The sequence below is a fragment of the Streptomyces sp. NPDC021212 genome, from assembly GCF_044332925.1.
Classification (GTDB): Bacteria; Actinomycetota; Actinomycetes; order Streptomycetales; family Streptomycetaceae; genus Streptomyces.
Genome location: NZ_JBIRPZ010000007.1, coordinates 66,804 through 87,650, shown reverse-complemented (window position 1 = coordinate 87,650; position 20,847 = coordinate 66,804). Strand labels below are relative to the sequence as shown.

Genomic DNA, 20,847 nt, shown 5'->3' with positions numbered 1-20,847 from the left:
TGGCGCCGGGCAGCCGGCGCTGGGCGGGGCATCCGGACACACTGCGGGGCGCCGGCCCCGGGCCGTACCGCGCTCAGCGCGGCCGGGAAGGGGTGGCGGCTCGCGGCATGCGACTGGGAGGTTCGCCGGTCATCGCGTACACCTCACCTCCTTGTCGCGGCCCCCTGGCGGCCCGGAGCGCGGACCACCGGCCTCAGTGCAGGATATCCCCCGATATGCCCGGGCCGCGGCCGGGGCGACGGAAAACGGAACCACCCACCCCGGACCTGCGTGTCCGCTCCTGGCGCGCCAACGACTGTTTGCCTACGATTGTTGGCATGGACGATCCCGGGCCCGGCCCCTCCGGCGGCGCACCCCGCCCGCCGGGCGCCCGGAGCTCCGACCGCACCCGCGCCGTCATCCTCCGCGCCGCCCGCGCACACTTCGCCCGGCACGGCTACGAGCGCACCACCATCCGCGGCGTCGCCGCCGACGCGGCCATCGACGCCTCGATGGTCATGCGCTACTTCGGCAGCAAGGAGAAGCTCTTCGACGCGGCCCTCACCATCGACCTGCGGCTGCCCGACCTCACCGCCGTGGCCCGCGACGACCTCGCGCACGTCCTTCTGCGCACCTTCCTCGACCGCTGGGAGGGCGACCCCGCCGACGACGCCCTGCTCGTCCTGCTGCGCTCAGCCGTCACCAACGAGCGGGCCGCCGAGCGGCTGCGCGAGATCTTCGCCGGGCAGGTCGCCCCCGCCCTCGGCGAGGCCATGGGCCCGCGCCGCGCCGGGCTGGTCTCCGCCCAGCTCCTCGGCCTCGCCCTGACCCGCTATCTGCTGCGCGTCCCGGACGTGGCCGCCCTCACTCCCGACGAGGTCGCCGAGCTGTACGCCCCGGCCCTCGACGCGGTCCTGTCGTAGCCGCCGCCGTGACCGCCACCGTACAGAGAGACCCCCTGGGGAGCAGGCCGGGCGTCGCGGGCCCGGCCGGACCGTGTGGTCACGCCCTACGGCAACAGTCCCGCGCGCCGGGCCTCGACCACCGCGTGCAGACGGGTGTGCGCCCCCAACTTGCGCATGCACGACCGCAGATAGCTCTTCACCGTCTCCGGCCGCAGCCCCAGCCGGTCGGCCGCCGTCGAGTTCGTCGCGCCCGAGGCCACGCAGGCCAGCACGTCCACCTCGCGCGGGGACAGCCGCACGCCCCCGCGGGACGCGGGGGCGCTGCCGTCGCCCGACGAGGCGCGGGCCAGACGGCCGCAGGCGGTCAGGATCTCCTCCCGCAGCCTCGGGTCGTCCACCCGGTGGGCCAGGGTCCGCAGGTCGGCATGGGCCTGGCGGACCTCCTCCCAGATCGCCGGGTCGGGCTCGGCCTCCGGCACCGGCCGCTCCGCGACCGTCATCAGCCGCCGCGCCTCGTCCTGCGTGTCCAGCGACCGTTCCAGCTCGCGGGCGGCCTCCACCGCCGCGCTCAGGGCGCGGTCGCCGAGGATCAGCGGCTGCCGCAGCGCCCCGTACAGGACGCCGCGCACCCGGCCCCGGACGACCACCGGGACGGCCATCACCGAGCGCAGCCCCTCGGTGCCGACCGCGCCGTCGTATTCATGGCTGATCGCCCGCGAGACCGGATAGTCGATCACGGATATCGGCCGGGACACGCTCAGGACCTTGCCGCCGAGCCCGTTCCCCGCCGCGACGGCGAGCCCGCGCAACGAGTCCGTGGTGGTTCCGGTGAGTTCGGAGATGCGGAACTGCTGTGCGCCGGAGAACAGTCCGCCGAAGGCGACGGGCAGCCCGCCGCGCCGACGCAGCCGCAGCAGCGCTGCCCGTACGTCGACGGCACGCTCCGATTCCGCCACGGTCGCCTCCCCGAAACGCCACCACCCCCGTCGGGGGGTGGTGAGACACAGATCACCCGTCGCACGATGCTAGCGAGCGGCACGTCAAATCAGGAGGAAGCAGTGACAGTAATGGGTCCGTCTCGCGAATTCCGCGTGGCACGGGACTTCCTTCTCGACCGCCGGGAGGATTACGCGGCGGCGTACGAAGGGTTCGACTGGCCCCGCCCGGACCGTTTCAATTGGGCCCTGGACTGGTTCGACCCGATCGCGGAGGGGAACGGACGCACCGCTCTGCACATCGTGGAGGAGGACGGCCAGGAGACCCGGCTGAGCTTCGACGCGATGCGCCGCCGCTCCGACCGGGCCGCCAACTGGCTGCGCGCGCGGGGCGTGCGGGTCGGGGACCGGATCGTGGTCATGCTCGGCAATCAGAGGGAGCTGTGGGAGACGGCGCTGGCGGCGATGAAGCTGCGCGCCGTCGTCATCCCCGCCACCCCGCTGCTCGGCCCGCTGGACCTGGCGGACCGCATCGGCCGCGGCCGGGCGAGGCATGTGATCGCGCGGGCGGAGGACACGGCCAAGTTCGCGGAGGTCGCGGGCGACTACACCCGGATCGCGGTGGGCGGCGCGCCGGACGGCTGGCTGGCGTACGAGGACGCCGGGACGGACGCGGTGCCGGACGACGTCACGGAAGGCGCGGCGACGGCCGCGGCGGACCGCTTCGTACCGGACGGGCCGACCCTGGCCACCGACCCCCTCATGCTCTACTTCACCTCCGGCACCACCGCTCAGCCCAAGCTCGTCGAGCACACCCACATCTCGTACCCCATCGGCCATCTGTCGACGATGTACTGGATCGGGCTCAGGCCCGGCGACGTCCACCTCAACATCTCCTCCCCGGGCTGGGCCAAGCACGCCTGGTCCAACCTCTTCGCGCCCTGGAACGCCGAGGCGACGGTCTTCATCCACAACTACACCCGCTTCGACGCCACCCGTCTCATGGCGGAGATGGACCGCTGCGGCGTCACCACCTTCTGCGCCCCGCCCACCGTCTGGCGCATGCTCATCCAGGCCGACCTGACCCAGCTGCGGCACCCGCCGCGTGAGGCCGTCGCCGCCGGTGAGCCGCTGAACCCGGAGGTCATCGAGCACGTCCGGCGCGACTGGGGCGTGACGATCCGCGACGGTTTCGGCCAGACGGAGACCGCCGTCCAGGTCGCCAACACCCCCGGTCAGCCGCTCAAGACCGGCTCGATGGGCCGCCCGACCCCCGGCTTCGCCGTCGCCCTCCTCGACCCGGTCACCGGCGAACCCGGCGACGAGGGCGAGATCTGCCTCGACCTGACCGGCCGCCACGGGCGCCCGGTGGGCCTGATGACGGGGTACGAGGGCGACGAGGAGCGCACCGCCGAGGCCACCGCGGGCGGCTACTACCGCACCGGCGACATCGGTTCGCGCGACGCGGACGGCTACATCACCTACATCGGGCGCGCGGACGACGTCTTCAAGGCGTCCGACTACAAGATCTCGCCGTTCGAGCTGGAGAGCGCCCTGCTGGAGCACGAGGCGGTCGCCGAGGCCGCCGTCGTCCCGGCGCCCGATCCGGTGCGGCTGGCCGTGCCGAAGGCGTACATCGTGCTCGCCGAGGGCTGGGAGCCGGGACCCGAGACGGCGAAGGTGCTGTTCGCGCACTCCAGGGCGGTGCTGGCGCCGTACAAGCGGGTGCGACGGCTGGAGTTCGCGGAGCTGCCCAAGACGGTGTCCGGCAAGATTCGCCGGATCGAACTGCGGGAACGCACGGCGAGTGGAGACGGCGTCGAGTTTCATGAGGGAACCTCATAGGCAGCAGCTCCCCTTCATGTGACCCCACGGCATGTGACCGCAAGGAGACACCATGACCGACCCGATCTCCGACGCCCCGCCCCCGGCCCCTCCGTCGTACGCGAGCGGCACCGGGGACCTGCCGCTGCTCGGCGACACCATCGGCGCCAACCTCGCCCGGGCCGTCGAGCGTTACGGCGACCGCGAGGCGCTGGTCGACATCCCCTCCGGCCGCCGCTGGACGTACGCCGAATTCGCCCGGTCGGTCGAGGCGGTCGCGCTCGGGCTGATGGCGAAGGGGGTTTGCAAGGGCGACCGGGTCGGCATCTGGGCGGTCAACTGCCCCGAATGGGTGCTGGTGCAGTACGCCACCGCCCGCATCGGCGCCGTCATGGTCAACGTCAACCCCGCCTACCGCGTCCACGAGCTGCGGTACGTGTTGCGGCAGGCCGGGGTGTCGGTCCTGGTCTCGTCCATCGAGCACAAGGACAGCGACTACCGCCGCATGGTCGAGCAGGTGCGCGCCGAATGCCCCGCCCTGCGCGATGTCGTCTACATCGGCGACCGCACCTGGGACGGGCTGGTGCGCGCGGGCGAAGGGGTGCCGCGGGAGAAGCTGGCCGCGCGCGAGGCCCGGCTGTCCTGCGACGACCCGGTCAACATCCAGTACACCTCGGGCACCACCGGCTTTCCCAAGGGCGCCACCCTCTCCCACCACAACATCCTCAACAACGGCTACTTCGTGGGGGAGACGGTCGGCTACACCGAGCACGACCGGATCTGCCTGCCGGTGCCGTTCTACCACTGCTTCGGCATGGTGATGGGCAACCTGGGCGCCACCACCCACGGCGCCTGCGTCGTCATCCCGGCCCCCACCTTCGAACCGGCCGCCACCCTCTCCGCCGTCGAACGGGAGCGCTGCACCTCGCTGTACGGCGTCCCCACGATGTTCATCGCCGAGCTGGCCCTGCCCGACTTCGCCACCTTCGACCTCTCCTCGCTGCGCACCGGGATCATGGCCGGATCGCCCTGCCCGGTGGAGGTGATGCGGCGGGTGGTCGCCGAGATGCACATGGCCGAGGTGTCCATCTGCTACGGCATGACCGAGACCTCCCCGGTCTCCACCCAGACCCGGCGCGACGACGACCTCGCGCGCCGCACCGGCACGGTCGGCCGCGTGCTGCCGTACGTCGAGGTCAAGGTCATGGACCCGGCCACCGGTCTGACCGTCCCCCGTGGCACCCGGGGCGAGCTGTGCACCCGCGGCTACTCGGTGATGCTCGGCTACTGGGAGGAACCGGACCTGACGGCCGAGGCGATCGACCCGGCGGGCTGGATGCACACCGGGGACCTGGCCGTGATGGACGAGGACGGCTACGTCCAGATCGTCGGCCGGATCAAGGACATGATCATCCGGGGCGGGGAGAACGTGTACCCGCGGGAGATCGAGGAGTTCCTGCACACCCACCCCAAGATCGCCGATGTGCAGGTCGTGGGCGTGCCTGACGAGCAGTACGGCGAGGAGATCCTCGCCTGCGTGATCCTGCGCGAGGGCGCCACCGCGCTCACCCGCGACGAGCTGGCCCGCTTCTGCCGCGGGCGGCTGGCCGCCTTCAAGGTGCCGCGCCATCTGCGCGTGATGGACGCCTTTCCGATGACGGTCAGCGGCAAGGTCCGCAAGGTCGAGCTGCGGGAGGCGGGCGTCCGCGAGCTGTCCGGGGTGCCGGAGTCCCGTACCGACCCGGACCGGAGATCCCAGCCCACGAGGTGAACTACCGGACGGCGTTCGGGAGGCAGCCCTTCACCCCGGACTCGGCGCCCCGGCTGAACGCCGACACGCGCTGCGAGGCGTTGCCGTGGTCGGAGGTGTTCGTCCACGGCGTCGCGTCGGCGAGCGCCGACAGCGCGTCGCCCAGCTCGTTCGTATCGCCGTCCTCGAAGGTCAGGGTGTTGTCCCGGGCCGCGCCGAAGAGGACGGCACCGGCCAGGCAGTCGGCCTGGAGTTCGCGGGCCAGGTCGACCAGGCCCGCGTCCAGCCGGTTCTGGACGGCGTGCCCCCACTCATGGGCGATCACCAGGTAGACCCAGGCGTCGCCGCGCCGGTGGCCCGCCCGCATCAGGTCCATGTCCCATGCCACGTAGTCGCCGCCCGGGCAGTAGACGGCGTTGTCGTCGGGGAGCGGGGTGCCGCCGCAGGAGGGCGCGTCGGCGGCGGCGCCGTCGTACGCGCCCAGGACCCGGGGCGGGCGGTAGGTGCCGGTGAAGAACTCGTTCCAGTGGGTGGACCAGTAGGTGTTGGTGGTGGTCACCGCCGCGTCGATGTCCCCCTCCACGCTGTCGCCCGCCCCCGGATCGGGGGCGCTCGCGGGCCGGCTCGTCGCCGGAGGCCGCGGCAGCCCGCCACCGCCGCAGCCGGAGACCGTCAGCAGGGTGAGGACGGTCAGGACCGTCAGGAGCGACGCCGCGATCCTGCGGCACCAAGGAACAGCCATCGAATGCGGCCTCCGGCCGGTCGTGGTCGACGGGGGGGATCAGTGGGCATGTTCACACGCGGGGCGGCCCACAGCGGATCAACGTGTCCGCGGGGTCGTTGACGGGCTGTGGGGTGCCGGTCAGGTCCATGATGAAGAGCGGAATGTGCAGCGCGTCCGCGCGCGCTCGCGCCTCCCTGGCGTAGCCCGCCAGCGAGAAGAAGACGCTCAGCGCCGATTCGTTGAGACCGTTCAGCCACAGGCATTCGACCTCGCGCAGCCCGGTGGGGCGGGTGGTCGGATCGACCTGGGCGACGACGCCCTTCCCGTACAGGTCCACCCCGGACGCCGCCGGGTCGTCCGGACGCCGCAGACAGCCGAAGCCGAGCCACCGCAGATACTGGGCGGCGGCGGTGACCGCGTCCCGCGCGGTACGGATCGTCACCGGCCGGAACGCCGGACGCGCCTCGGGCTCGCCCTCCCGGCCGCCGTCCGCGACGTCCGGCACCGGCGCGACCGGGACCCGCACGACCGCCCCGCATCCGCAGCCGAACTCCGGCTGCGGCCAGTGGCCCTGACGCCCGCAGGACGGGCAGTCCAGTGTCACCCATATGTCCTGCCAGGTGCGGCGTTCGATCTCCTCCGGCGTGCCGTCGCGCAGCACCGGAAGGGTGAGCGGCGCGCCGCACGAGCACGGGAAGGTGGGCGGAGTGAACGACTGCTCGCGGCGGCACGCGGGACAGCGCACCGGCACGCTCTCTGGCATCTGACGCTCCGTAGCGGATGTCTGCGGTATCGGGGCCCATGCTCCACGAAGCGGGGGAGTCACGGGAGGTACTTGGGCGTTCTGCCCACCTCCAGTGGGACGGCCGCGTGAGGCGGGGCTGGACGCCTGACGGATGACGGCCGGAGACCGCGCGGCGCGAGGGTGCCGGAGGCGCGGCCGGGCGCAGTAGGTTGGCCGCGTGAGATTGAGGGTTGAGTTCACCACCGAGCCGTTCGACCTCGACGAGGTGCCGCCGCATGCCGTGGTCGCCCGCGAGGCGGTCCAGGCCGCGCCGCTGGACACCGTCGACGTCGGCCCGTTCGGCAACACCGCGGAGGGCCGGGCGGACGCGGTGCTGGCCGCCGTGGACGACCTGCTGCGCAAGTCCCTGGAGGCGGGCGCCACGCGGGTGTCGCTCCAGGTCAACGTCGTCGCGGAGCCCGACGCATGACCGCCCCGGCGGACCACCCCTTCGTCTCGGCGGTCCGGCCGCTGGTCGACGCGATGGGCGGGGAGCTGATCGCCCCGGACCGGGCGCGGGACGACGACGTGGTGCTGTCCTGGGAGGGCCGCGCGGTGGTGGCCGTACGGCTGCCGCACATCTCGGCGTCCCTCGACCACATCCTCGCCGACCTCCGGCGCCGCCACGGCGTCCCGCTGTCGGCCCTGGACCGCAAGACGAAGCAGGGCATCGTCCGCGCCCTGGAACAGCGCGGCGCCTTCACGGTGCGCCACGGCGTCGAGACGGTCGCGAGCGCGCTCGGCGTGAGCCGCTTCACCGTCTACAACTACCTCAACCGGGAGAAGGGCGCCGAGCGCTCGGAGCCTGAGCGCTCGGAGCCATGACCCGCTTGACGCCGATCAGGGTGCGGTAGCGGGGGCGGTCGGCGAAGGCGTCGAGCGGCCATACGGCGGGGCTTCCGGCTTCGGCGCACAGGTGGAGGACCCGGTCCGGGGAGGCCCAGACGCCCACGTGGGCGCCATAGGCGTCATCGGTGGCGTTGAAGAGCAGCAGGTCCAGCGGGCGGGCCGGCGCTGCATGGCCCGTCGCGACGCGGGTCGTCGCCGCGGTGTCGGCCCACAGGTCGCTGGAGCGCAGCGGGGGCGGCTCCAGGCCGAAGTGGCGGAGCACGGCGTACACGAACAGCTGGCAGTTGGCGCCCTCGGCGAGGTCCGGGCGCTCGGCGACCGCCGGGGAGCCGGGGAAGCGCACGCCGACGTACGGGACGGACCAGAAGCGGTCCGGCAGCCGGGCCACGAGGTCTGCGGTCATGGGCCCCATCCTGTGGTGTCCGGGGCGCCGCCCGGCACCCGTGAATCCAGCCTGACATTCAACAAAGTGTTGACGCATCCCGGGGAAGCTCATAACTTTCGGGTGTGACTACCAGTGCTCCACCGGGCCTGGCCCGGTTCAACGCGGCGGACCGGCCGGACGTGGCCGCGTTGCTGTACGAGGTGTGCGCCAGCAGGGCCTGGGGCGCGGCGGTGGCCGCCGGACGGCCGTACCGCCACGTGGACGCCCTGCTGGACGCGTCCGACGCGGCCATGGCCGGGCTGACCGCCGGTGATCTGGCCGAGGCCATGGCCGGGCATCCGCCCATCGGGCGGCCGAAGCCGGGCGACGCCACCTCGGCGCGGGAGCAGCGCGGGGTGAGCGACTCCGACGACGAGCTGCGCGCGGAGCTGCTGGAGCTGAATCTCGCGTACCAGGAGCGCCACGGCCACGTCTTCCTGATCTGTGCCACCGGCCGCACCGGCGAGGAGATGCTCACCGCCCTCCGTCACCGGATCGGCAACGACACGGGCACCGAACGCGAGATCGTCCGCGCCGAACTGGGCAAGATCAACCGTATCCGGCTGACCCACCTCGTCACCGTGGAAACAACGGCGGAAGGAGAGCGCTGATGGCGACCCCCACCTCCGTGTCCACGCACATCCTGGACACCAGCCTCGGCCGCCCGGCCCCCGGCGTCCCCGTCGAGCTGTCGGTGCGCCCCGGGGACGGTGCCGACTGGGCGGCGCACGCCGCCTCCCGCACCGACGCCGACGGCCGCTGCAAGGATCTGCCCGCCCTGCCCGAGGGCACCACCCAGGTACGGCTGCGTTTCGAGACCGAGTCGCGCGGGCCCTTCTTCCCGGAGGTGACGGTCGTCTTCGCCGTCGAGCCCGGCGAGCACTACCACGTGCCGCTGCTGCTCACCCCGTTCGGCTACTCCGTATACCGAGGGAGCTGAAGCCCGATGCCCATGCTCGGCCAGAACCAGTACGGCAAGGCGGAGACCCGCGTGGTCCGGATGGTGCGCGACGGCGACGTCCACCACATCAAGGACCTGAACGTCTCCGTCGCGCTCTCCGGCGACATGGCGGACGTCCACCGCCACGGCGACAACACCGGCGTCCTGCCGACGGACACCATGAAGAACACGGTGTACGCCTTCGCCAAGAAGCACGGCATCGCCACCGCCGAACACTTCGGCATGGAGCTGGCCCGCCACTTCGTCGGCAGCCAGGAGACGATCCGCACCGCCCGCGTCCGGATCGAGGAGTACGCCTGGGAGCGGATCGAGACCGGGGGCGAGGCCCGGCACTCCTTCGTCCGCGCCGGCCAGGAGACCCGTACCGCCCAGATCCACTACGACGGCCGGGACTGGGAGGTGCTGTCCGGCCTGCGGGACCTCACGGTCATGAACTCCACCGATTCCGAGTTCCACGGCTACGTCAAGGACGCGTACACGACCCTGCCGGAGGCGCGCGACCGCATCCTCGCCACCGACGTCCACGCCCGCTGGCGCCACGGCTGGAACGACGCCGCGCAGCCGGAGCCGGACTGGGACGCCGCGTACGAGGGGGCGCGCGCGGACCTGCTGGCCGCGTTCGCCGAGACGTACTCGCTCTCGCTCCAGCAGACGCTGTACGCGATGGGGTCGCGCGTCATCGAGCGGCGTCCCGGGATCGAGGAGATACGGCTCTCGCTCCCCAACAAGCACCACTTCCTGGTCGACCTGGCGCCCTTCGGCCTCACCAACGACAACGAGGTCTACTTCGCCGCCGACCGGCCGTACGGGCTCATCGAGGCCACCGTCCTGCGGGACGGCGCCGATTCCAGGATTCCCACCGACTGAAGGGCACCGCCCCGTGCACCGCATCGTCATCGAGAACTGCGCCATCGCGACCGTGGACGCGCAGGGCACCGAGCACGCCTCGGGCCATGTCGTCGTCGCGGGCAACCGCATCGAGTCGGTGGGCCCGGGCCCCGCGCCGCAGGGCCTGGACGGGGTGGCCCGCCGGGTCGACGGCACCGGCCATCTCCTCACCCCGGGCCTGGTCAACACCCATCACCACTTCTACCAGTGGCTCACCCGCGGCCTGGCCCAGGACCACAACCTCTTCGACTGGCTGGTCGCGCTCTACCCCACCTGGGCCCGGATCGACGAGTCGATGGTGTACGCCGCCGCCCGCGGCTCGCTCGCGATGCTGGTGCGCGGCGGCGTCACCACCGCCATGGACCACCACTACGTCTTCCCGCGCGGCTCCGGCGATCTGCTGGGCGCCGAGATCCGCGCGGCGCGCGAGCTGGGCGTGCGGTTCACCGCCGCGCGCGGCTCCATGGACCTCGGCACCTCGGACGGCGGGCTGCCGCCGGACTTCGCCTGCGAGACCACCGAGGGCGCGCTGGCCGCCACCGAGGAGGCCATCGACACCCACCACGACGCCTCGTTCGACGCGATGCTGCGGATCGCGGTCGCGCCCTGCTCGCCCTTCTCCGTCACCACCCAACTCCTCCGCGAAAGCGCCGAGCTGGCGCGCGGCAAGGGCGTACGGCTGCACACCCACGGCTCGGAGACGGCCGAGGAGGAGCGGTTCTGCCACGAGCGGTTCGGGATGGGCCCGACCGACTACTTCGCCTCGACCGGCTGGCTCGGCGAGGACGTGTGGATGGCGCACTGCGTCCACATGAACGACGCCGACATCGCCGCCTTCGGCCGCACCGGCACCGGCGTCGCCCACTGCCCGTCGTCCAACGCCCGGCTCGCCGCCGGGATCGCCCGGGTGCCCGACCTGCTCGCCGCGGGCGTGCCGGTCGGGCTCGGCGTGGACGGCACCGCCTCGAACGAGTCCGGTGAGCTGCACACCGAGCTGCGCAACGCGCTGCTGATCAACCGGCTCGGCGAGCACCGCGAGAAGGCGCTGACGGTCCGCCAGGCGCTGCGCCTCGGCACCCACGGCGGGGCCAGGGTGCTGGGCCGCCAGGACGAGATCGGGTCGCTGGAGCCGGGCAAGCTCGCCGATCTGGTGCTGTGGAAGCTGGACGGCATCGGCCACTCGACGATCGCCGACCCGGTCGCGGCCCTGGTGCTGGGCGCGGCGGCGCCGGTGACCCTGTCGCTGGTGAACGGCGAGCCGGTGGTGGAGGCGGGGCGGCTGCTCACCGCCGACGAGGACGCCGTCGCGCGCGACGCGCGGGACGAGGCGCGGCGGCTGGCCCGTATCGCGGCGGAGGGGTGATTGATCGGAGGTATTGAGGCGGGGGAGCTGCGATGATGCGCTGTTGAGGCGTGCGTGGCGCTTTATGTCCCGTTGACATCCCACCTTTGCGGCTCTAGGTTCCGGTACGCGGCTGGCCAGCCCTCCTGTCCGACCATCCACGAGCACAGGAGCCGCCATGCGTGTGTCCCCAGGGGCGTTATCCCCGTTCCGTCTGTTCCGAGGGCTGAGCCTGCTGCTCGGCCTGCTCCTGGCGCTGACCGTCGCCGGGCCCCTCGCCGGGTCTTCGGCCGCCGCGCCCGCCACCGCGAAACCGGCGGCCGACCCCGGTCCCGGCACCGACTACGCGGCCGACGACCCGTTCACCTCCGCCCGCACCGACTGGTGGCGGCAGGACCGGTTCGGGATGTTCATCCACTTCTGTGCGTACTCCCAACTGGAGGGCGAGTACACCCGGCCGGACGGCACCGTGTGCCGGGACGCGGAGTGGATCAGGCGGAACTGCCAGATCCCGATGAGCGAGTACGAGGACATCGCGCAGGGCTTCAATCCGTCGTCCTTCGACGCGGAGGCCGTCGTCAAGGCGGCCAAGGACGCCGGTCAGCGGTACATCGTCATCACGTCCAAGCACCACGACGGATACGCGATGTGGCCGACGAAGCAGAACACCTGGAACCTGCGCGACCACTCCTCGTTCGACAAGAAGCGCGACATCCTCGCCGAGCTGAAGAAGGCCGCCGACCGGGCGGGCATCAAGCTCGGCTTCTACTACTCGATCTGGGACTGGCACGACCCCGACTTCGCCGACCCGGCCACCTTCCCGCAGTACCGGAAGCGGATGTACGCGCAGCTCAAAGAGCTGATCGACGGCTATGACCCGGCACTGCTGTGGTTCGACGGCGAATGGGACGCGGACAACCCCACCAACACCTGGTCCCCGAAGGACGGCGAACAGCTCGAGGCGTATCTGCGCGGCCTCGACCCGGACCTGGTCATCAACAACCGGGTCGGCAAGCGCCGCGTCGTGGACGGCGACTACGGCACCCCCGAGCAGGAGATCCCGGGCACCCAGGTCGACGGCCAGCTCTGGGAGTCCTGCATGACCCTCAACGGCCACTGGGGATTCGCGAAGTACGACCAGAACTGGAAGTCGCCCCGGACCCTCGCCCGCAACCTCCTCGACATCGCAGGGCGCGGCGGCAACTACCTGCTCAACGTCGGCCCCGACAAGCTCGGCCGGATCCCCCAGCCGTCCGTCGACCGGCTGCGCGACATCGGCTCCTGGCTGCGGACGTCCGGTCAGGGCCGGGCCGTGTACGGAGCGGGGAACGCCGGGCTGGTGTCCGAGCCCGGATGGGGCTCGGTCAGCCGGTCAGGGAACAAGCTCTACGCGTCCGTGACGTCCTGGCCCGCCGCCGGGCAGCCCCTCCACCTCACCGCGCGGGCGCCGTTCGAGGTGACCGGGGCGCGGGTGCTGGGCAGCGACCAGCGGGTCGCGGTCACGGCGGCCGGGGACGGCTTCGACCTTGACCCCTCCGGCGGACCGGTGAACGACATCGCGTCGGTCATCGAGCTGACCGTCAAGCCGTCCGGGGCGTCCGTGCCGCCGGGCAAGGGCACGGGACTGCGGCAGGAGGTGTTCGCGAACGACACCTTCACCGGGCCGCCCGCCGTCACCCGGACCGACCGTACCGTCAACCACGCCTGGCGGACCGCCGGTTCACCGGACGCCCGGGTCCCGGCCGACCGCTTCAGCGTCCGCTGGACCGGCTCCCTGGTGCCCCGCTACAGCCAGACGTACACGCTCACGACCGTCTCCGACGACACGGCACGGGTGTGGATCGACGGCAAGCTCGTCATCGACAGCACCACGCCGCACACGGTGAAGGTCGACAAGGCGACCGTCGATCTGAAGGCCGGGCAGCGCCACGCCATCAAGATCGAGTACACCGAGCAGACCGGTGAGGCGCATATGAAGCTGCTGTGGTCCAGCCCCGGCCAGCCCCAGCAGATCGTGCCGCGCACCCAGCTCTACACGTCGTAACCCGCCCGTACGCCGAGGGGCCCCGGGTCGTCCCGGGGCCCCTCGCCGTTCCTGCGGGCCTCAGTCCAGCAGCTCGTACGCGGGCAGCGTCAGGAACTCCGCGTAGTCCTCGTCCAGCGCGACCTTCAGCAGCAGATCGTGCGCCTGGGCCCAGCGGCCGGCCGCGAACGCCTCCGGGCCGACCTCCTCGCGGATCGCGGCCAGCTCCTCGGCGGCGACCGTGCGCACCAGGTCGGCGGTGGCCTTCTCGCCGTTCTCGAAGACCACTCCGGCGTTGATCCACTGCCAGATCTGGGAGCGGGAGATCTCCGCGGTGGCGGCGTCCTCCATCAGGTTGAAGATGGCGACGGCGCCCAGTCCGCGCAGCCACGCCTCGATGTAGCGGGTGCCTACCTGCACGGCGTTGCGCAGGCCGTCGAAGGTGGGCTTGGCGTCCAGCGAGGCGACGTCGATCAGCTCGGCCGCCGTGACCCGGACGTCCTCGCGCAGCCGGTCCTTCTGGTGCGGACGCTCGCCGAGGACCGCGTCGAAGGAGGCGCGGGCGATCGGGACCAGATCGGGGTGGGCGACCCAGGAGCCGTCGAAGCCGTCGTTCGCCTCACGGTCCTTGTCGGCCCGCACCTTGTCGAAGGCGACCGCGTTGACCTCGGCGTCCCGGCGCGAGGGGATGAAGGCCGCCATGCCGCCGATCGCGTGCGCACCTCGCTTGTGGCAGGTGCGGACCAGCAGCTCGGTGTAGGCGCGCATGAACGGCGCGGTCATCGTCACCGCGTTGCGGTCGGGGAGGACGAAGCCGGGGCCCGCGTCGCGGAAGTTCTTGACGATGGAGAAGAGGTAGTCCCAGCGGCCCGCGTTGAGCCCGGAGGCGTGGTCGCGCAGCTCGTACAGGATCTCGTCCATCTCGTACGCGGCCGTGATCGTCTCGATGAGCACGGTGGCGCGGATGCTCCCTTGCGGAACGCCCACGTAGTCCTGCGCGAAGACGAAGACGTCGTTCCAGAGGCGGGCCTCCAGGTGCGACTCGGTCTTCGGCAGGTAGAAGTACGGGCCCTTGCCCTGGTCGAGCAGGCGGCGCGCGTTGTGGAAGAAGTACAGGCCGAAGTCGACGAGCCCGCCGGGCACCGCCCGGCCCTCCGCGTCCCGCAGGTGGCGCTCGTCCAGGTGCCAGCCGCGCGGCCGGGCGACGACGGTGGCCAGCTCCTCGGCGGGGCGCAGCGCATAGCTCTTGCCCTCGGGGGTGGCGAAGTCGATCCGGCGCTCATACGCGTCGGTCAGGTTCAGCTGGCCGCCGATCACGTTTGCCCAGGTGGGCGCGGAGGCGTCCTCGAAGTCGGCGAGCCAGACCTTGGCGCCCGAGTTGAGCGCGTTGATCGTCATCTTGCGGTCGGTGGGACCGGTGATCTCCACCCGGCGGTCCTGGAGCGCGGGCGGGGCCTCCGCCACGCGCCAGTCCGGGTCCTCGCGGATGTGCGCGGTCTCCGGGCGGAAGTCCAGGGTGCTCGTACGGGCGATCTCGGCCCGTCGCTCGGCGCGGCGCGCGAGCAGCTCGTCGCGGCGAGGGGTGAAGCGGTGATGCAGCTCGGCCAGGAAGGCCAGGGCCGCGTCGGTCAGCACCTCTCCCTGACGCTCCAGTGGCTCGGCGTCGACGATGGCCAGTGGGGATGGCGCTGATGCGGACATGGGCGTTCACTCCTAGGTCGATAGCGATTCTGGATATTAATTTCCTCATCGTGGAAGTTCAATCGGCTGTGGGTGTGAAAAACGCTGCACAGGGTGGGCGCCTCACCGCAGCAGCGGCAGATCCTCGGGGGTGTCGATGTCGTCCACCCGGGCGATGTCCGCGCAGTCGACCCGGATGATCTCGGCCTGATGTGCCCTCAGATACGCGCGTGCCCCACGATCCCCCCGCGCACTCGCCGCGACGTCCGCCCACCGGTCCGCGCCGAACAGCACCGGGTGTCCGCGCTCGGCGCCGTACTCCGCCGTCACCAGGGCCTCCGCCGGATTCGCCGCCTCGCGGCAGGTCTCCCGTACGCGCGCCACCGCCGGTGCCCCGATCCCCGGCTGGTCCACCAGCGTGACCAGCACCGCACGCGCCCCCGCATCCCTCAGCGAGGCCAGCCCGGCCCGCAGCGAGGTGCCCATGCCGTGCTCCCAGTCGGGGTTGTCGACCAGGACGCACCCCGGCAGCTCGGCCCGCTCCCGTACCGCCCCGGCGGCGGCACCCAGCACGATGTGCACCGGTGTGCAGCCCCCCTCCCGCAGCGCGCGCGCCGCGTGCTCCACCAGCGGCCTGCCCCGGTACTCCAGCAGGGCCTTCGGCCGCCCGCCCAGCCGCCGTCCCCCGCCCGCCGCCAGCAGCAACCCGGCGACCTGCGCTTTGTCCTCAGTGGTGCGATCCATGGCCCCTGCTTACCGCACCGGGGCGCCGCGTGGACGCTTCATCCCAGCCGGTCTGATTTTCGCTCTCCGTATGGCGCACTGCGCACACGGTGGCGTTAACTGATCCGCAGCCCCTTGTGTCCGATTCGGCGTTCCGGGGGCAGGGGAGAGGGGGCGGGGCTCGTGCAGCCGTGCGCGAGGGGGAGAAGGGCCGTGTTGTCCGACGTGGAGGGCGCCGCAGTGGCGTGCACCGAGGAAGACCCGAGGGTCGCGGAACTGCGCGTGGCCGTGGCCCGGCTCAGGCGCGACCTGGCCGCCCACCCGGCGGAATTACCGGACCGGGCGATAGCGGACGACGAACTGGCCGCACTCGACGCCATGGCCCGCACCGGCGCCCCCGAACTGCACCGCCTCCGCCGCTCCCTGCTCCTGGTCGCCGGCGCCCTGGGCTCGGTCAGCGCCCTGAACCCGGCCCTGAGGGCAGTCCGCGCGGCGATCGACCTCTTCGGTACGGTCTCGCGCTAGCGCTGTCAGGTGCCGTCCGTGCTGGCGAGGGCCGTCGACAGGTCGACGGCGACCTCCTTGAGGATCGGGACGATCTCCTTCGTGGCCTCGTCCGTCACCCGTCCCGCCGGGCCCGAGATCGAGATGGCGGCCGCCGTCGGGGAGTCCGGCACGGACACGGCCAGGCAGCGCACGCCCATCTCCTGCTCGTTGTCGTCCACGGCGTACCCCGTCTCGCGCACGAGTCGCAGCGCGTCCAGGAACTCGTCCGGCGAGGTGATCGTTTTCTTCGTCGCGGCGGGCATGCCGGTCCGGGCCAGGAGGGCGCGTACCTCGTCCGGGGGCGTGGAGGCCAGCAGCGCCTTGCCGACGCCGGTGGTGTGCGGCAGGACCCGCCGCCCGACCTCGGTGAACATGCGCATGGAGTGGCGGGAGGGCACCTGGGCGACGTACACCACCTCGTCCCCGTCCAGCAGCGCCATGTTCGCGGTCTCGCCGGTCTCCTCCACCAGGCGCGCCAGATACGGCCGCGCCCAGGTGCCCAGCAGCCGGGCCGAGCTTTCGCCGAGCCGGATCAGCCGGGGGCCGAGGGCGTACCGGCGGTTGGGCTGCTGGCGTACGTAACCGCAGGCCACCAGCGTGCGCATCAGCCGGTGGATGGTGGGCAGGGGAAGGCCGCTGCTGCCGGACAGCTCGCTCAGCCCGACCTCGCCCCCGGCGTCGGCCATCCGCTCCAGAAGGTCGAAGGCGCGCTCCAGGGACTGGACACCACCGGCGTTGGTGGCGGCGGTCTTGGACTCGGCGGACGGCACGTCGGCGTTTCCTTTCGCAGCGGGCGGCACCGGTCTCGCGCCCGTGTCGGATACCGCGGCCGACCGGCCCTCGGCAGCCTACCGGTCCGTGCTGGTGCCGCGTTCTACGTCTCGAAAATCCACTTTCATGCTACGGAATCGAACGAGGGTGTTCGGGAAGTCTTGACCAGATGGAACGAGAAGGGAAGACTCCGAACGGAAAACTTATTCCGTGTTGCGGAATCGCAGAGTGGAACCACAGAGGGGAGCAGGGGTGCCCGAGCTGGACCCGGAGCTGGAGCCGGACCTCGTACTGCGTTCGACGCGCGTGATCACCCCCGACGGCCCGCGCGCCGCGTCCGTCGCCGTCTCCACCGCCGAGGGCCGCATTCTCGCCGTCCTGCCGTACGACGTCCACGCGGCCCCCCGCGCCGTGCCGCCCGGGGCACGGGTCGAAGACCTCGGGGACGACGTCCTCCTCCCCGGCCTCGTCGACACCCACGTCCACGTCAACGACCCCGGCCGCACCGACTGGGAGGGCTTCGCCACCGCCACCCGCGCCGCCGCGGCCGGCGGCGTCACGACCCTGGTCGACATGCCCCTCAACAGCATCCCGCCCACCACCAACGTCGAGGCGCTGGAGATCAAGCGGGACGTCGCCCGCCGGGCGGCCCACATCGACATCGGCTTCTGGGGCGGTGCGATCCCGGGCAACACGGCCGACCTGCGGCCGCTGCACGACGCCGGCGTCCTCGGCTTCAAGTGCTTCCTGCTGCACTCCGGCGTGGACGAGTTCCCGCACCTCGACCCGGCCGGGCTCAAGACCTCCCTCGGCGAGATCGCGGGCTTCGGCGGGCTGCTCATCGTCCACGCCGAGGACCCGCACCTCATCGACCGAGCCCCGCAGCCCAGCGGCCCGCGCTACGCCGACTTCCTCGCCTCCCGCCCCCGCGAGGCCGAGAACCGGGCCATCGAGGGCCTGATCGACCTCGCCCGCGAGCTGGACGCCCGGGTGCATATCCTGCATCTGTCCTCCGCGGAGTCCCTGCCGCGCATCGCCGCCGCGCGCCGCGAGGGCGTCCGGGTCAGCGTCGAGACCTGCCCGCACTTCCTCACCCTCACCGCCGAGGAAGTACCGGACGGTGCCACCGAGTTCAAGTGCTGCCCGCCGATACGCGAGGCCGTCAACCAGGACGCGCTGTGGCAGGGCATGGCCGACGGCACCATCGACTGCGTCGTCTCCGACCACTCGCCCTGTACCGCGGACCTCAAGACCGACGACTTCGGGCAGGCCTGGGGCGGCATCTCCTCGCTCCAGCTCGGCCTGCCCGCCATATGGACCGAGGCCCGCCGTCGCGGCCACACGATCGAGGACGTCGTGCGGTGGATGTCCACGGCCCCCGCCGCCCTGGTCGGGCTCCGCCAGAAGGGCGCCATCGAGGCGGGCCGGGACGCCGACTTCGCGGTCCTGGCGCCCGAGGAGACCTTCACCGTCGACCCCGCCGCCCTCCACCACCGCAATCAGGTCACCGCGTACGCCGGGAAGACGTTGCACGGCGTCGTACGGTCCACCTGGCTGCGCGGCCACAAGATCGCCGACCACGGCGCACCGACCGGCCCCACCGGCCGCGCCCTCACCGGCCGACTCCTGGAAAGGCAGCCCCGCGTATGACCGCGCCGACCCCCCGATTCACCGGCGACGCCGAGCCGTACGGAGGCGGCGACCCGTACGCCGACTACCGCACCGCCGACTTCCCCTTCGCCCACCTCCCCGACCTCGCCGACCGGCGGCTCGGCGGCAGCGTGACCGCGGCCAACGACGAGTTCTTCGCCGAGCGCGAGAACCTGCTGCGGCCCGGGACGCCGCACTTCGACCCCGAGGACTTCGGCCACAAGGGCAAGGTCATGGACGGCTGGGAGACCAGGCGCCGCCGCGGGGCCTCCGCCGACAGCCCGCACCCCACGGACGAGGACCACGACTGGGCCCTGATCAAGCTGGGCGCACCGGGCGTCATCCACGGCATCGTGGTCGACACCGCCCACTTCCGCGGCAACTACCCGCAGGCGGTGAGCGTGGAGGCCACCTCGCTGCCGGGCACGCCGTCCCCCGGGGACCTGCTCGCCGACGACACCGAGTGGACGACCCTCGTCCCCCGCACCCCCGTCGGCGGCCACGCGGCCAACGGCTTCGAGGTCACGCCCGGGCGCCGCTTCACCCACCTGCGCCTCAAGCAGCACCCCGACGGCGGCATCGCCCGCCTCCGGGTGCACGGCGAGGCCGTCCCCGACCCGGCCTGGCTCACCGCCCTCGGCACCTTCGACCTGGCCGCCCTGGAGAACGGCGGCGCGGCCGAGGACGCCTCAGACCGCTTCTACTCGCCGCCCGCCAACTCCATCGCGCCGGGCCGGTCCCAGAAGATGGACGAAGGCTGGGAGACCCGCCGGCGCCGCGACCGGGGCAACGACTGGGTCCGCTACCGCCTCACCGAGCAGGCCCTGATCCGCGCCGTCGAGATCGACACCGGCTGCTACAAGGGCAACTCACCCGGCTGGGCGGCTCTGTACGGACGCGACACCACCGCGGACGCCGACGCCCCCTGGACCGAACTCCTGCCCCGTACGGCGCTCCAGCCGGACACCGTGCACCGCTTCCTCCTCGACCAGGCCCCGCCGGTGACCCATGTCCGCATCGACATCTACCCGGACGGCGGCGTGGCCCGCCTCCGCCTCCACGGCTCCCTGACGGCGGACGGCGCGAAGCGGCTGGCCGCGCGGTATGCGGAGCTGGCCTAACCAGGTCCCGTCCGTGGAACGGGCGGCCGCCCGGCGGGCCACGGTGCGGCGTGGCACGCCGGGCGCGAGGACTTCCGCGTCCGCGCCGACGCGAGAAGCGCCCGCGCCGCGCCCAGGGAGCGGAACCGCAGCCCGACGGTCACCCGCTCATCGTCGCGTCAGGCCCACGCGCCGCCGTCGACCCTGAGGACCGTGCCCGTCACGTAGGAGGAGCGGTCGCTGAGCAGCCAGGCGGCGGCCTCGGCGATCTCCTCGGGGTCGGCCGTGCGGCCCAGCGGGGTACGCGCCGTCAGCCTGTCCAGGAGACCGGGCGACTCCGCTTCCCAGGTGCGGATCATCTCGGTGAGCGTGGAGCCGGGGGCGATGGCGTTGACCCGGATGCCCTCCGGACCGTACGTCACGGCGGCCGACTCGGTGAGGCTGTTGACCGCCCGCTTCATCGCCCCGTAGGCGGGCAGCTCGGGATTGCCCCGCAGGCTGCCGACGCTGGAGTTGTTGACGATGGCCCCCGTCCCGGCGGTGGCCCTGATGGCGGCGACCTCCGCGGCCATGGCCAGCCACGGGCCCTTGAGGTTCACGGCGTAGACATGGTCGAAGTCGGCCTCCGCCAGCTGGTCCATCGGACCGGGCGGAGTGATCGTCGCACCGTTGTTGAAGGCGACGTCGAGCCGTCCGTACAGCTCCACGGCCCGGTCCACGGCGGCGCGTACGCTCGCCGCGTCGGCCAGGTCGCACACCACGTACTCCGCGGTGCCGCCCGCCGCCCGGACCTCCTCGGTCACGGCCTTGAGCTGGGCCTCCGTACGGGCCGCGAGCAGCACCCGGGCGCCCTCCCGGGCGAACAGCCGCGCCGCGGCGGCGCCGATGCCGCGACCGGCACCGGTGATGAAGGCGACCTTGCCGGCCAGCAGGCCCGGCGCGGTGGTCAGTGTGTTCTCCATGATGTCCATGGCAGCGAGCCTGCGTCC

Annotated in this window: 21 protein-coding genes; 13 read left to right on the top strand and 8 right to left on the bottom strand. The window is 72.3% G+C overall.

Annotation, left to right across the window (positions count from 1 at the left end; all coding sequences use genetic code 11):
• Positions 1-317 precede the first annotated feature (317 nt).
• Positions 318-902 (top strand): TetR/AcrR family transcriptional regulator, encoded by a 585-nt coding sequence (locus tag ACH4SI_RS19925; RefSeq protein WP_398297301.1) that lies wholly within the window; start codon positions 318-320, stop codon positions 900-902.
• Between the two features lie 86 nt (positions 903-988).
• On the opposite strand, the gene ACH4SI_RS19920 is transcribed toward ACH4SI_RS19925, so the two are convergent.
• On the bottom strand, positions 989-1,840 hold the full coding sequence (locus ACH4SI_RS19920; RefSeq protein WP_398297299.1) for a response regulator transcription factor: 852 nt from the start codon (positions 1,838-1,840) through the stop codon (positions 989-991).
• A 111-nt stretch (positions 1,841-1,951) separates the two neighbouring features.
• Here ACH4SI_RS19920 and ACH4SI_RS19915 point away from each other — a divergent pair, with 111 nt between their 5' ends.
• Both ACH4SI_RS19915 and ACH4SI_RS19910 read left to right on the top strand, forming a co-directional pair.
• Entirely contained in the window at positions 1,952-3,664 is a 1,713-nt protein-coding gene (locus ACH4SI_RS19915; RefSeq protein WP_398297974.1) for an AMP-binding protein, read from the top strand.
• A gap of 52 nt (positions 3,665-3,716) precedes the next feature.
• Positions 3,717-5,414: an AMP-binding protein gene (locus ACH4SI_RS19910; RefSeq protein WP_398297297.1), complete on the top strand. Its 1,698-nt coding sequence runs from the start codon at positions 3,717-3,719 to the stop codon at positions 5,412-5,414.
• A 1-nt stretch (position 5,415) separates the two neighbouring features.
• Here ACH4SI_RS19910 and ACH4SI_RS19905 read toward each other — a convergent pair whose 3' ends face one another.
• Together ACH4SI_RS19905 and ACH4SI_RS19900 are read right to left on the bottom strand one after the other, a co-directional pair.
• Positions 5,416-6,135, bottom strand: a complete 720-nt coding sequence (locus tag ACH4SI_RS19905; protein ID WP_398297294.1) for a hypothetical protein — start codon at positions 6,133-6,135, stop codon at positions 5,416-5,418.
• A 52-nt stretch (positions 6,136-6,187) separates the two neighbouring features.
• A complete protein-coding gene (locus tag ACH4SI_RS19900; protein ID WP_398297292.1) occupies positions 6,188-6,880 on the bottom strand; it encodes a hypothetical protein in 693 nt (230 codons plus the stop codon).
• Positions 6,881-7,079: 199 nt separating this feature from the next.
• On the opposite strand from ACH4SI_RS19900, the gene ACH4SI_RS19895 reads away from it, so the two are divergent.
• Both ACH4SI_RS19895 and ACH4SI_RS19890 read left to right on the top strand, forming a co-directional pair.
• A complete protein-coding gene (locus ACH4SI_RS19895; protein ID WP_009714285.1) occupies positions 7,080-7,331 on the top strand; it encodes a hypothetical protein in 252 nt (83 codons plus the stop codon).
• A complete protein-coding gene (locus ACH4SI_RS19890) occupies positions 7,328-7,726 on the top strand; it encodes a helix-turn-helix domain-containing protein (RefSeq protein WP_398297289.1) in 399 nt (132 codons plus the stop codon). The genes ACH4SI_RS19895 and ACH4SI_RS19890 overlap by 4 nt, the downstream gene beginning before the upstream one ends.
• Here the strand turns inward: ACH4SI_RS19890 and ACH4SI_RS19885 are convergent.
• Positions 7,674-8,153 (bottom strand): hydrolase, encoded by a 480-nt coding sequence (locus tag ACH4SI_RS19885; protein ID WP_398297287.1) that lies wholly within the window; start codon positions 8,151-8,153, stop codon positions 7,674-7,676. The genes ACH4SI_RS19890 and ACH4SI_RS19885 overlap by 53 nt on opposite strands.
• Before the next feature lie 104 nt (positions 8,154-8,257).
• On the opposite strand from ACH4SI_RS19885, the gene uraD reads away from it, so the two are divergent.
• From uraD to ACH4SI_RS19860, 5 genes are all read left to right on the top strand, one after another.
• Positions 8,258-8,785: a 2-oxo-4-hydroxy-4-carboxy-5-ureidoimidazoline decarboxylase gene (gene uraD / locus ACH4SI_RS19880; RefSeq protein WP_398297285.1), complete on the top strand. Its 528-nt coding sequence runs from the start codon at positions 8,258-8,260 to the stop codon at positions 8,783-8,785.
• Positions 8,785-9,114, top strand: coding sequence for a hydroxyisourate hydrolase (gene uraH, locus ACH4SI_RS19875; protein WP_398297283.1), 330 nt, complete (start codon positions 8,785-8,787; stop codon positions 9,112-9,114). Before uraD ends, uraH begins: the two co-directional genes overlap by 1 nt.
• Before the next feature lie 6 nt (positions 9,115-9,120).
• On the top strand, positions 9,121-10,002 hold the full coding sequence (gene pucL / locus ACH4SI_RS19870; RefSeq protein ID WP_398297281.1) for a factor-independent urate hydroxylase: 882 nt from the start codon (positions 9,121-9,123) through the stop codon (positions 10,000-10,002).
• Between the two features lie 13 nt (positions 10,003-10,015).
• Positions 10,016-11,386 (top strand): 8-oxoguanine deaminase, encoded by a 1,371-nt coding sequence (locus tag ACH4SI_RS19865; RefSeq protein WP_398297279.1) that lies wholly within the window; start codon positions 10,016-10,018, stop codon positions 11,384-11,386.
• A 157-nt stretch (positions 11,387-11,543) separates the two neighbouring features.
• Complete coding sequence (locus ACH4SI_RS19860; protein WP_398297277.1) at positions 11,544-13,409, top strand: alpha-L-fucosidase; 1,866 nt, start codon at positions 11,544-11,546, stop codon at positions 13,407-13,409.
• Positions 13,410-13,469: 60 nt separating this feature from the next.
• On the opposite strand, the gene aceB is transcribed toward ACH4SI_RS19860, so the two are convergent.
• Together aceB and ACH4SI_RS19850 are read right to left on the bottom strand one after the other, a co-directional pair.
• On the bottom strand, positions 13,470-15,089 hold the full coding sequence (gene aceB / locus ACH4SI_RS19855; RefSeq protein ID WP_398297275.1) for a malate synthase A: 1,620 nt from the start codon (positions 15,087-15,089) through the stop codon (positions 13,470-13,472).
• 102 nt (positions 15,090-15,191) lie between these two features.
• Positions 15,192-15,812 (bottom strand): NTP transferase domain-containing protein, encoded by a 621-nt coding sequence (locus ACH4SI_RS19850; protein WP_398297273.1) that lies wholly within the window; start codon positions 15,810-15,812, stop codon positions 15,192-15,194.
• A gap of 195 nt (positions 15,813-16,007) precedes the next feature.
• Between ACH4SI_RS19850 and ACH4SI_RS19845 the strand changes: the two genes are divergently transcribed.
• Positions 16,008-16,316: a DUF5955 family protein gene (locus ACH4SI_RS19845; RefSeq protein ID WP_398297972.1), complete on the top strand. Its 309-nt coding sequence runs from the start codon at positions 16,008-16,010 to the stop codon at positions 16,314-16,316.
• A gap of 5 nt (positions 16,317-16,321) precedes the next feature.
• Here ACH4SI_RS19845 and ACH4SI_RS19840 read toward each other — a convergent pair whose 3' ends face one another.
• Positions 16,322-17,107 carry an IclR family transcriptional regulator gene (locus ACH4SI_RS19840; RefSeq protein ID WP_398297271.1) on the bottom strand — a complete coding sequence of 262 codons (786 nt, stop codon included), beginning with the start codon at positions 17,105-17,107 and terminating at the stop codon, positions 16,322-16,324.
• Positions 17,108-17,360: 253 nt separating this feature from the next.
• Between ACH4SI_RS19840 and allB the strand changes: the two genes are divergently transcribed.
• Together allB and alc are read left to right on the top strand one after the other, a co-directional pair.
• The gene (allB, locus tag ACH4SI_RS19835; RefSeq protein WP_398297269.1) at positions 17,361-18,758 is read left to right on the top strand and encodes an allantoinase AllB; all 1,398 of its coding nucleotides are present in this window, start codon (positions 17,361-17,363) and stop codon (positions 18,756-18,758) included.
• Positions 18,755-19,879: an allantoicase gene (gene alc, locus ACH4SI_RS19830; RefSeq protein ID WP_398297267.1), complete on the top strand. Its 1,125-nt coding sequence runs from the start codon at positions 18,755-18,757 to the stop codon at positions 19,877-19,879. The genes allB and alc overlap by 4 nt, the downstream gene beginning before the upstream one ends.
• Positions 19,880-20,037: 158 nt before the next feature.
• Here alc and ACH4SI_RS19825 read toward each other — a convergent pair whose 3' ends face one another.
• Positions 20,038-20,820, bottom strand: coding sequence for an SDR family NAD(P)-dependent oxidoreductase (locus ACH4SI_RS19825; protein WP_398297265.1), 783 nt, complete (start codon positions 20,818-20,820; stop codon positions 20,038-20,040).
• Positions 20,821-20,847 lie beyond the last annotated feature (27 nt).